Genomic DNA, 11,372 nt, shown 5'->3' with positions numbered 1-11,372 from the left:
TCTAACAATTCTAGTCTCATAAGCAATAGCTACCTAAGAAGCTCAGATAGTCTCAGGATTCCTCGCTTCTAAGATCACCACCGTCAGCGTCAGTATTTAGGCAAGATTCAGTAGTCTTACGGGGATTATTCGGAACGATTTCCTTGATTTCGACTTGAATTTTGCTAACAGTGCGCTTTTCAGCCGTCAATTCTTTGATTTGCTCTAACATACTTTGTCTCCAACTAGTGTAGATCACCCTTTTGCTGCTTAACCTTTCGGCTATTCCTCGAAAGGATCAGTGATCGGGTTTATTTTATAGACTGTAACTCAAAGGGAGCGCGGCAGTCAATAGTTGATATTAAATTTCAATAAATTTTGCTCAACCTATCCTAAGCCTATAACCTAAGAGTTAGGCTTAGAGATGTTCAATCAATGTCATGTACTGCTAAACCTTGCTATAGCCAGGCTTGAGCTGGTTAATTTAGCAATAATTATTATCAAATAACTCTAGAGAGTTAAGTGGACTATAGAGAATTAGCACTCGTCAGCTGTCAGCCGTCAGCTGTCAGCTGACGGCTCACGCTATGGGAACAGCCTAATGCTTTACATAAAGGCTGTTCGCGTAGCGTGCGCGTAGCGCTTAAGCTGATAGCTGATAGCTGATAGCACCTCAAGTAGCGTGTGCGTAGCACATAAGCTGAATGCTTACAGCAAGGTGGATAGACTTAGAAGTAGTACCGGAATCAAGAAGAAAACGCTTCCAATATATAGGAACGCTAAATACTTCCGCTCACTGGCAACAGCCGCTAAGGTTTCTGCACCCAGGATTGGCATTTGTCTCAAAACAGGAATGCTGTAGATGAGCACAACGGCGAGGGTGTTGTAAAGTAGATGAACTGTAGCTATTTCTAAAGCAGGGATTGGGTTTTCCGTTATTCCGGTAGCGGCAAGTAAGGCAGTGATACAGGTTCCGATATTTGCCCCTAGGGTAAACGGATAAATTTCTTGTAAGCTCAACAAACCTGTACCAGCTAGGGGAACGATCAGGCTGGTGGTAGTGGAGGAAGATTGCACGATTACCGTGACTAGTGTGCCAGAAGCAATCCCAGCCATGGGACCGTTACCGATAGCAGTGTGCAACATTTCATTCGCTCGTCCTACCATTAAGGTTTTGAGGAGTTTCCCAATAAAAAAGATGGATAGGAAAATAAGACTGATACCCAAGACTATCAGAGCAATACCATTGAAGGGTTCTGGTAAACTATTACTGAAAGTATTAATCTTATCAGTGACTGGAGCCGTGGCAAATTTAATCAGGTTAACGTTGTTTAAATTAATCGAATTTTCCCCCACAACCAGGCTTGTTAAAAACAGACTAATCTTTTCTAGAAAGTGAGTGGGAATTTCCAAAGGTAGGAAGATAACCACACTAATCAGATTGAAGAAGTCGTGGATGGTTGCAGCAGCAAAAGCTTGTTTAAATTCGTCCTTATTTTGAATATGTCCTAAACTAACCAGTGTATTAGTAATGGTGGTGCCAATGTTAGCGCCCATAACCATAGGAACAGCAGTTGCCACTGGCAAACCACCAGCTACTAGACCCACAATAATCGAGGTTACTGTACTTGAAGATTGAATTAAAGCAGTTGCTAGAGTACCAACAATTAAAGCAGCAAAGGGATTAGTAGCAAACTCGAACAATTCCTTGGCTTGCTCCCCAGTAGCTGACCTAAAGCCTGTACCAATTATCCCTACTGCCACAATAAGTAGGTAAACCAAAACTAGAATACCTACCCATTTGTAGAAGGTAACAACAAGCTTGTCTGAGTTCTGAACGCTTTCCATTACTGTATTAGTTTATTCAGCAACTACCAAGTAAAACTGTAAGTTATCAGCTATCAGCTAAAGGCCTTTGGCCACGCTACGCGAACAGCTTTCAGCTTTCAGCTTATGCGCTACGCGCACGCTACTTGAGGTGCTATCAGTCAAAGGCTGACCGCTGACCGCTGATAGCTGATAGCTGAAAATCAAGGTAACCAAAAATTACTGAATAACGTCTGACCAAATTCCCGTACAGTTTTATTAATATTCCGTGTGACCTGAATATGGAATTCATCAGCATCAACAGGAATAATCTTGGCGAGATTTCCCTGTCTAAAGCGACTAATTACCAAATTTGCTGCTTCCAAACCGGTAACATAGGCTTTTTCCTGAGACCAAGAACCGTGGCGAGTGACAATCCAATCCCCGCTCATAAATACATTTTCAATACTAGTGGTTCCCCGCATCATATACTGATAGCTACCGGGAGCAAAGTGAGTCACGCCTTGGGGTACTCGAATCACACTACTGTCAATCAGATTTGCCTCTCTAAAACCAGAAACACAGGTGCCTAGGTCACGCTGAACTTTCTGGATAATTTGCTCATCACTCAGGGGTAGCAACTGGTTAGCATGGTAAAAGTCTGCTTCAATCACGCTACCAGGTTCATCCCGGTACTCATCGTGCAAAGCATTAAGGTCAAAAAATGTCCAACCCGTGGTGGCATCAAAGCCAAAACAAGCATTAGAGGGATGGCGAATCTCAACTTTGCGGTCAAACCATAGCCTGGTTGATAGCACATCAATTCCCCCTAAATTCATCAGGTTGCCGAATTCCTTGCGGCTTTGGAGCATGGTGCTATTCTGAAGGATTTTCTTCATACCATTGATACTGACAGCAAAAATCACTGCGTCAGCCTCAAAGCATTCATCACCACACATCACCCCTTTGGCCTTGCCTGTGTGGTCTATAATAATGTCATTAACCCGTTTATTGGTAAGTACCTTTCCCCCGGCTTTTTCAATCTGTTCCACCCAGGGTTTAAATATCATCTGTGCTACCGTTCCTCGGCACCAGACCACATCAAAGTCCGGTTGGTGAGCCAAAATGAAGTAATACAGCATTCCTAGGGCTGCTGCGGCTGAACATTGCTCTCCTGGAGCAAATAAACCCACTAACAGCATGGGCTCAAAGGAATCCTTGTAGAGTCGTGCCGAAACCCCAAACTGTTTAAATAATTCACGGGCGGTTACCGAGTCATACCTAGTCCACGCCTCGTGGGAATTATCGAAGTCAATAACAGCATAGAGCAGGGGTAAGGCAGAAAGTCGATCAATCAGGGGTAAGCGTTTAAAGTCGGGATAGAGGAAGGTTCCTAGAGGGGTGGGAAGTCGTGGTTCATTTTGAAAGATCGGGGATTCGACTTCTAATCCAGCAGGGGAATACTGGGAAGAACGGGTGAAAGGAGTGAAAGGATTGAGTCGGAGTTCCTTTACCAGGTTGAAAATGTTGTGATAGGGATACCAGAAACCATGAATTCCCCCTTCTACAGAACGTCCACCGCTGGTTTTCCATCCTGCCACTAAACCACCAGGATAGGAACTTGCTTCTAGGAGAGTGACATCGTAACCTTGTTTGGCTAAGTGGTGAGTTGCGCCTAAGCCTGCCCATCCAGCACCGACTACAACTACTCGTTTTCTTTCTGAGATTTCTGACATTGGCCTTTTCTTGAGTCTATTGACAACTCTTTTTTCAGGATGGCACAATTATGAAGTTATGTTAAGAGAACTCCGTGATGGGTGATGGGATGCTCCTTTGCAAAAAAAAAAGCGGCTGCAACCATTGCCACAACCGCCACTGTACATCAACTGGGAGGAAATCCTAGAGGCATATGTCAAAAACTTTCCAAGATGTTTGACAAGCTCTAGTAAAGCTACGTTAATTACTTACTACAAGGTGTCTTCCACAGATTCCCGAAAATTTCTGATCAAATTTTTGGGAATTGGCAAACATCACTACTTCCCTTAGGTGTTAGGTATTAGGTGTTAGGTATTAGGTGTTATTTATTATACTAAATACGTTACTTATTAAATGTTATGTGTTAAGCATTAGGGGTTGATTTTTTTTAAGGTGTACTGTTTTATTTTAAACTAAACACTTTAGTTAATAACTTTTATACAGTACTTATTAAACATTAGGTATCAAATAGTATAGTTGAGATTTTATATACAGGACTTATGCACACAATCGATGGGTAGGGTGGGCAAAACCTTGCCCACCCTACAGGTAGCGTTAAATTGAGGGATTTGCGTCAGTCCTAATTTATAGTTATGCCTAGTACCTAGTAGCTAGTACCTAGTGAGGAACATATTATACTTGCACTGTCAACAGCTCACTAGTGGGTTAGTCTTAACCACAACTCCGAGTATCCTGGAGTAGTTCAAATTACATACCTGAGGCTGACCCGACCTAAGATATACATACTTGCGTGAACATAGTATTTTCTGGGAAAGGCAATATCAGCAAAGGCGGAGCGATCGCATTATGACTCAACTCTATGAGCAGCTCAACCAGCTAGTGACGGCAGCATGTAGTCATCCACCTGGAAGCGCTCAGCGTCAAAGAAACTTAACAAAAATTATTCGTTTAGTCAGTAAGAAACTTTGGCAAGAACATAGTCCCTACTATCAAGACGCACTCCAACAAACCTGGATTTACTTTTGCCAGAATATTTGCGAAGGCAAAACCGGTAATCCCTACGACTCTAGCCGTGGCAGTGTGGTCACTTGGCTCAATTTTTACTTGAAGAAACGACTCCAAGACTTTCGCATCAAGACCATAGACGGACAAAGTAAGACAGTATCTGCTAGCAAGGGTAAAAATGGTGAAAACCTTGACCCGATCAATAGTGTGGCAGCTCCACCCGACGTACCTACGTTACTCGAAGATATAAGGGAATGGGTGGAAACGGCGGCTGTTGATAGTGATCTACGCACTACCCATATTAAAGGTCATCGAGAGCTCACCTGCCAAGTCTTAATTTTGCGGCGCTTGCCTCCAGAAGCTAGCTGGAAAACCCTATCAGAAGAGTTTAATGTATCAATTTCTACATTAAGTAGCTTTTATCAGCGACAATGTTTACCCCGTTTGCGTAAATTTGGAGAATCGGAAGGATATCTATAATAGGAGGTTCCTTAAAAAGACTTACCTTAACCTTAACCTAGTTCAGTCAAGGTGTTCACCTGAGTACAAAAACACAATTGCTATGACCTACAACACCCATAACCTAGAAGAATTTGCCCTTCCTCTGCCGATTACTAACAATGCACGCAGGAGTGCTGAGCAATTTGCGGATCAGCAGCCTACCCCTCAAAAAGCTGAGCAAGTTCGACTCAACACCTTGGCTGTGTTGGTTGTCAATGATTACATGCAAATGATGGGGATGCCTACAGATTTAAAAGCCTCCGACAGCTGGAACCCTATTATACGCCTGTTAGCTAATGTGGCAGACTTGGAAATATCCGGTATCGGTCGTATCGAATGCCGAGCAATCAAATCCCAAGATTCCGTCTGCCATATTCCCCCGGAAGTTTGGTCTGATCGAATTGGGTATGTAGTTGTTCAGATTGATGAACAATCCTCGGAGGGAACAGTGTTGGGATTTACTCCAACTGCTGATACCGAAGAGTTACCCATTAGTCAACTACGACCTGTTGACGATTTAATCGATCACTTCCATCAACCCATACCACAACCCATGTCACAGGTAGTCCAGAGAACAAGGGTACACTTGAGTCAATGGTTAGACAATGTGGTTGAAACTGGTTGGCAAACTCTCGAAAGCTTGGAAAACTTGTTAAACCCACCCGAACCAATTTTCGCTTTCCGCTCTGCTTGTCTAGACTCAACTGAGCCGTTACCCATAGACGAAAATCTTGATTTGGGCATTAGGCGGGCTAAGTTAATCGACTTAGGGCTATTGCTCGCTGGTTCCCCGGTCGCTTTGGTGGTGGAACTTGTCCCAGAATCTGAACTTAAGCAAAATATTTGCCTCCAGGTATATCCCACCGGCAATAAAACCTATTTGCCTCCCAACCTCACCCTCACTGTGCTGGATGCATCCGGAACAGTGTTTCTCGAAGCCCAAGCCAGACAAATCGATAATTACATTCAATTGCAGTTCAGTGGTTTACCAGGAGAGCAATTTAGTGTCGAAGTTGCCCTTGGCGATGCCAGGATTATTGAGGATTTTGCAATCTGATCCTATAGTCTGGCCTAGCGCCAATCTAGGAATTAGCGAATTTAGCCATCGACACAGCACTGAAAACGTTATAATTCAAAGTCCTTCGGGGATAAATCGGTTATCTGGTGTCTTGTTTGATATCAAAATCGATATCTGTTAGTGCTCAATCCTATAGTGCTCAATCCTAAGGCACCGATACACCCTCTATAAAACTCTATAAACCTCTATAAACCTCTATAAACTTCTATAAACCTCTATAAACCTCTATAAACCTTTATCAATAGGTAAAATAAGGGGACAAATCACATCTGCAACACAAGTGACCCATGACCAATGACCAATAACACGCGCAGCATTGGTAAATTAGTTGTCTTAAAGATCGGAGATGGTTGTTTTGACCAAGGCTTTCCAGTAACTTTACAGATTTTGGAAGAGGGCAAAAGCCCCTTGTTGGAAATCACTGGCAGGCTACCTCCTGCTCCTGAAATTCTCCAATCGTGCCAAAATTGGACAACGAGTTATCACAGTTTGGGATTACGTTCCCGTCTAGAAGCATCAGTGGTTCAAGTGACGAATGTATCTAAACTGGAACGGTGCTACAATGCTGCCCAACTCTTAGGCGATCGCTTAAATACTTGGCTATCCTCAGAGCCATTTCGACCGATTAAGGAGAAATTACTCGAACAACTATTACCCTCCGATGAAATCCGTCTAATTATTCAAACTGAGAACAGTTGTTTACGCCGACTGCCCTGGCATCTGTGGGATTTTTGGGAACGCTATTCCAAGGCGGAAATTGCTTTAAGTGCCTTAAAGTTTGAACCAGCCCCCCCCAATCCCAAGCCCCACCAGAAGGTGAGAATTTTAGCAATTATAGGAAATAGTATTGGTATTGATACTGAAGCAGATCAGAAGTTGCTAGAGCAATTACCTGATGCTCAGCTCACGTTTCTGATAGAACCCAAGCGCCAGCAAGTCAATGAAGCCCTTTGGGAGCAATGTTGGGATATCCTATTTTTTGCGGGTCATAGTTCTAGTAAAAACGATGGGTGTACGGGTCACATTTATATTAATAAAACCGATAGTTTAACCATTAATCAGTTAAAGTTTGGCTTAAACAGAGCAATTGTAAAAGGCTTAAAAATAGCGATTTTTAATTCTTGTGATGGCTTGGGTTTAGCCTCGAATCTCGCTAATTTACGGATTCCCCAAATTATTGTGATGCGAGAACCGGTACCCGACCGGGTTTCACAGGAATTTTTGAAATATTTTTTAACCGCTTTTGCTGGGGGGCAGTCCTTCTATTTAGCAGTGCGGGAAGCTAGGGAACGATTACAAGGGATAGAAGATGAGTTTCCTTGTGCAACTTGGTTACCGATAATTTGTCAGAATCCTGCCGCCAAGCCACCGACTTGGAAAGAGTTGAGGGAAAGTTCTGATGGACAATCTCAAGGTCAACATCAAATACCTCCACCTCCAATCCGACATCCAATCCCACCTCCAATCCCACCCCTGACCTTCGTCAAGGTATTAGTGACCAGTTTGGTAATTACATGCTTCTTAATAGTTATACAGCAGCTTGGTTTACTGCAAGGTTTCGAGTTGAAAGCCTTCGACCACCTGATCAATAGAAGACCAGCGGAGTTTCCCGATTCCCGTCTTATAGTAGTAGAGGTTACTGAAAAAGATATTGAAGCTCAGCAGTCGGATTTAAGACCAGGTACCTCCTTATCAGACCGATCACTCAAACAACTTTTAGAAATACTGAAGTCCTCTCAAGCCAAAGTAATTGGCCTAGATATTCATCGTGATTTTTCTGTAGCACCAGACTACCAAGAATTGGGAACTCTCCTAGAGCAAAGGGATAACTTGGTTGCGGTGTGCAAAGCCAGTAACGAAGACAATCCAGGAGTTTCACCACCCCCAGAAGTTCCCAAACAAAACTTGGGCTTTAGTGATGTTGTAGTTGACCCAGACGGCGTTATTCGTCGCCATCTGTTGGCCTTTAACCCTGATCCAACATCAGTTTGTAGTGCTCCTTATGCTCTGAGTACCCAGTTGGCCATGCGGTATCTAGTGGCACAGGAAATATTTCCCACGTACACCGATCAAGGATACTTACAGCTAGGTGATGTAGTCTTTAAACCCTTAACCAAGCATACTGGCAGTTATCATAACCTGGATGATTGGGGACACCAAATCATGCTGAATTACCGTTTTCACAAATCTCCAGAGGATTTTGTTCACCAAGTCACTCTCTCTGAAGTTCTAAAGGGTAATATCAATCGTGATGCCTTCAAGGGAAGAATTGTTCTGATCGGCGTTACTGCTCCCAGCCGTGATGATTATTTTTTTACACCCTATAGTAAAGGGAATGATATAGAGGATCAAACAGCAGGGGTAATTATCCATGCTCACATGGTAAGTCAGATTCTCAGTGCTGTTTTAGACCAGCGACCCCTGATACAAGATTGGCCCGCATGGCTTGAAGTAGTGTGGATTTGGGGTTGGTGCCTAACGGTTGGTCTGGTGTGTTGGCGCTGTAAATCCGAGCTACGTTTAGGTGTGTTGGTGTTGGCTTTATCCATTCTCTACGGGTCGTGTTTAGGTCTTTTGAAACAAGGGTATTGGGTACCATTAGTCCCCTCAGCATTGACTGTGGTGGTTATTGGTGGTTTTATTGTTCTCTATGATCAACCCTCACCACATCGTCTAAAAGTTGTTAAGTAATCTTAGAATTAAAAATTAAGAATTTAGAATTTAGAATTTAGAAGTCAGTCAGCCTGTTTCTTATACTGAATCAGGTAGATTCAAGTTTCTTACCCCGACTCCCGACTCCCGACTCCCTACTGCTATGGAACTGCAAGCATTACCCGTAACCTACACTGACATAGAAGCTGCCGCCAAACGCCTATCGGGCAATGCCCATCAAACCCCAGTTCATACCTCCAGGACTGTCAACCAGCTCACCAATGCTCAAGTCTTCTTTAAATGCGAAAACTTCCAACGTATTGGTGCCTTTAAATTTAGGGGGGCTTATAACGCTCTGTCACAACTATCTGAAGCACAAAAACAGCGAGGGGTTCTCACCTTTTCTTCTGGTAATCATGGACAAGCGATCGCATTATCTGGCACCCTCCTCGATATCCCCACCACTGTAGTGATGCCCAAAGATGCCCCAGCGGTCAAGCAAGCCGCTACCCGTGGCTATGGTGCTGAAGTAATTTTATATGATCGGGCTGAATTGAGACGAGAAGCATTAGCCGAAGAGTTATCACGCGATCGCAAACTCACCATCATTCCTCCCTACGATCACCCCCATATCATTGCTGGACAAGGTACTACTGCCAAAGAACTCCTAGAACAAGTTGGTTCACTGGATCTGTTACTGGTGTGTTGTGGTGGTGGTGGCTTACTTTCAGGATGTGCGATCGCAACCAAAACCCTATGTCCTAATTGCCGTGTGATTGGTGTAGAACCAGCACAAGCCGATGATGCCACCCGTTCCTTCCATAGCAAAAGCCTCCAAACTGTTGACAATCCCAACACCATTGCTGACGGAGCCAGAACTCCTAGCCTCGGCAAACTTACCTTTCCCCTAGTCCTTAATTACGTTGATGACATGGTAACGGTATCGGAAGCTGCCATTATCCGTACCATGTTTTTCCTATGGGAACGGCTCAAAATTGTAGTTGAACCCACTGGAGCCTTAGCCGCTGCTGCCCTACTTGAAGGGGTCATTAAAATGCCCAATGCTCGGATTGGTGTCATTATCAGCGGTGGGAATGTGGATTTGAAGCAAATCGCTCAATTGACGTAAGCATTCAGCGGTCAGCCGTCAGCGGTCAGCGGTCAGCGGTCAGCGGTCAGCGGTCAGCGGTCAGCCTTTGGATGAAAGCTGTTTGCGTAGCGTGCGCGTAGCGCTTAAGCTGATAGCTGAACGCGTGCGCGTAGTAAAAAAAATACCAATTAAAGTAGGGTGGGCAAAGTTATCTGATCTAGAAGACTCATTTTAACAAAACTCGCTATCCATCCCCACCCTCTTCCAGGGTGTTGAAGTTACCGTAAGTAGAGGGTCGCCTTTAAGGTTGGTCGGCTATGGGAAAAAGGGTTAAAACTGTTTGATTAAGGCTCCACTCTACTAAGGTGCGCGTCTCTAGGATGGATAGCGAGACAGAAAATTTCTTTTATCCCTTGACACCTTACTGTGAAATACATATAATATTAAGCATGGTCGATTTTGAAGTTACCGTAAGAATAAAGAAGCCTTGTCTTGATGCAATAGCGAGTGGGGGAAACCCCCAAGACCGCGCAAATCACGCTAATCACAAAGATTTAACCCTTTTATGCATAGCCGACTAACCATAAAGGCTTCTTTATTCTAAGGTTTCATCTCCAACAAGTTTGAGTGCAATGAAACATAAAGCCGTCAAAGTTAGAATTTATCCCACACAAGAGCAAATTCAAGTGTTAGCTCAGCATTTTGGATGCGCTCGTTGGTGGTGGAACTATGGTTTGAATCAGTGCATAGAAACCTACAAAGAAACTGGCAAGGGGCTAAAACAATCTGCACTCAACTCTATGTTGCCAAAGCTCAAAAAACAAAAAGAGACTGAATGGCTAAAAGATTGTTACTCTCAGGTTTTGCAATCCGTGAGTCTCAATCTTAGTCGTGCATATCAAAATTTCTTTGTTCGCGTAGCGTGGCCTACGGCCAGGGTAGGGCTGAATATCCTAGGTTCAAATCATATCATCATCGCCAATCAATTCAGTATCCCCAGAACGTAAAACAAGTTGGCAACTACTTGAAGTTCCCTGGAAGATTAGGCATTATCAAAGCAATAATCCATCGACCACTAGATGGAGAAATTAAAACTGTAACCGTTAGCAAGACTCCATCTGGAAAATATTATGCTTCGGTGTTAATGGAATATGAGCCAGATGATTTGCAGCCTTCCAAAAAAGGAAATGTTATCGGAATTGATTTGGGTATTAAGGATTTTGCTATTACCTACGATGGCGAAAAGACTTCCAAGTTTGGGAATCCAAAGCACTTAGCCAAGTCCGAAAAAAAACTGACTAAAAAACAGCGTATCGCTGCCCGAAAGAAAAAAGGCAGCAATGGACGCAAAAAGGCCATAAAGATTGTAGCCAAGGTATACGAACGGATTGGAAATGTCCGCCAAGACTACCTGCACAAACTATCTAGAAAGATAGTTGACAACAACCAAGTGGTGGTAGTCGAGAACCTAAATGTCAAGGGCATGGTAAGCGCTACGCGCACGCTACGCGAACGTAACCATAAGGCGTCATCCCCTGCACATTT

8 protein-coding genes and 1 pseudogene are annotated in these 11,372 nt (G+C 43.7%); 6 read left to right on the top strand and 3 right to left on the bottom strand.

Features of this window, described 5'->3' with window-relative positions:
- Positions 1–52 precede the first annotated feature (52 nt).
- From F6K52_RS23625 to F6K52_RS23615, 3 genes are all read right to left on the bottom strand, one after another.
- Entirely contained in the window at positions 53–211 is a 159-nt protein-coding gene (locus F6K52_RS23625; RefSeq protein WP_158069629.1) for a hypothetical protein, read from the bottom strand.
- Between the two features lie 476 nt (positions 212–687).
- Positions 688–1,827 (bottom strand): Na/Pi symporter, encoded by a 1,140-nt coding sequence (locus F6K52_RS23620; RefSeq protein ID WP_293083574.1) that lies wholly within the window; start codon positions 1,825–1,827, stop codon positions 688–690.
- Positions 1,828–2,009: 182 nt separating this feature from the next.
- A complete protein-coding gene (locus F6K52_RS23615) occupies positions 2,010–3,521 on the bottom strand; it encodes an FAD-dependent oxidoreductase (RefSeq protein ID WP_293083571.1) in 1,512 nt (503 codons plus the stop codon).
- A 97-nt stretch (positions 3,522–3,618) separates the two neighbouring features.
- Between F6K52_RS23615 and F6K52_RS23610 the strand changes: the two genes are divergently transcribed.
- The 6 genes and pseudogenes from F6K52_RS23610 to F6K52_RS23585 form a co-directional block, all read left to right on the top strand.
- Positions 3,619–3,831, top strand: coding sequence for a hypothetical protein (locus tag F6K52_RS23610; protein WP_293083568.1), 213 nt, complete (start codon positions 3,619–3,621; stop codon positions 3,829–3,831).
- Positions 3,832–4,347: 516 nt separating this feature from the next.
- Positions 4,348–4,986: a sigma-70 family RNA polymerase sigma factor gene (locus F6K52_RS23605; protein WP_293083565.1), complete on the top strand. Its 639-nt coding sequence runs from the start codon at positions 4,348–4,350 to the stop codon at positions 4,984–4,986.
- Positions 4,987–5,068: 82 nt separating this feature from the next.
- On the top strand, positions 5,069–6,064 hold the full coding sequence (locus tag F6K52_RS23600; RefSeq protein WP_293083562.1) for a DUF1822 family protein: 996 nt from the start codon (positions 5,069–5,071) through the stop codon (positions 6,062–6,064).
- A gap of 315 nt (positions 6,065–6,379) precedes the next feature.
- Positions 6,380–8,776 carry a CHASE2 domain-containing protein gene (locus tag F6K52_RS23595; RefSeq protein WP_293083559.1) on the top strand — a complete coding sequence of 799 codons (2,397 nt, stop codon included), beginning with the start codon at positions 6,380–6,382 and terminating at the stop codon, positions 8,774–8,776.
- A gap of 124 nt (positions 8,777–8,900) precedes the next feature.
- A complete protein-coding gene (locus tag F6K52_RS23590; RefSeq protein WP_293083556.1) occupies positions 8,901–9,866 on the top strand; it encodes a threo-3-hydroxy-L-aspartate ammonia-lyase in 966 nt (321 codons plus the stop codon).
- A 593-nt stretch (positions 9,867–10,459) separates the two neighbouring features.
- Positions 10,460–11,372 (top strand): annotated as a pseudogene (locus tag F6K52_RS23585) (RNA-guided endonuclease TnpB family protein); the annotation flags it as partial.

The organism is Moorena sp. SIO3H5 (assembly GCF_010692395.1).
Taxonomy (GTDB): Bacteria; Cyanobacteriota; Cyanobacteriia; order Cyanobacteriales; family Coleofasciculaceae; genus Moorena.
The sequence above is the reverse complement of the archived record's forward strand: the minus strand, read 5'-3'. Positions and strand labels throughout refer to the sequence as shown.

Bases quoted from the DNA above. Each gene is read 5' to 3' on its own strand.
- F6K52_RS23590 (WP_293083556.1), top strand. From the start codon at position 8,901: ATGGAACTGCAAGCATTACCCGTAACCTACACTGACATAGAAGCTGCC.
- F6K52_RS23605 (WP_293083565.1), top strand. From the start codon at position 4,348: ATGACTCAACTCTATGAGCAGCTCAACCAGCTAGTGACGGCAGCATGT.
- F6K52_RS23600 (WP_293083562.1), top strand. From the start codon at position 5,069: ATGACCTACAACACCCATAACCTAGAAGAATTTGCCCTTCCTCTGCCG.
- F6K52_RS23615 (WP_293083571.1), bottom strand. From the start codon at position 3,521: ATGTCAGAAATCTCAGAAAGAAAACGAGTAGTTGTAGTCGGTGCTGGA.
- F6K52_RS23625 (WP_158069629.1), bottom strand. From the start codon at position 211: ATGTTAGAGCAAATCAAAGAATTGACGGCTGAAAAGCGCACTGTTAGC.
- F6K52_RS23595 (WP_293083559.1), top strand. From the start codon at position 6,380: ATGACCAATAACACGCGCAGCATTGGTAAATTAGTTGTCTTAAAGATC.
- F6K52_RS23620 (WP_293083574.1), bottom strand. From the start codon at position 1,827: ATGGAAAGCGTTCAGAACTCAGACAAGCTTGTTGTTACCTTCTACAAA.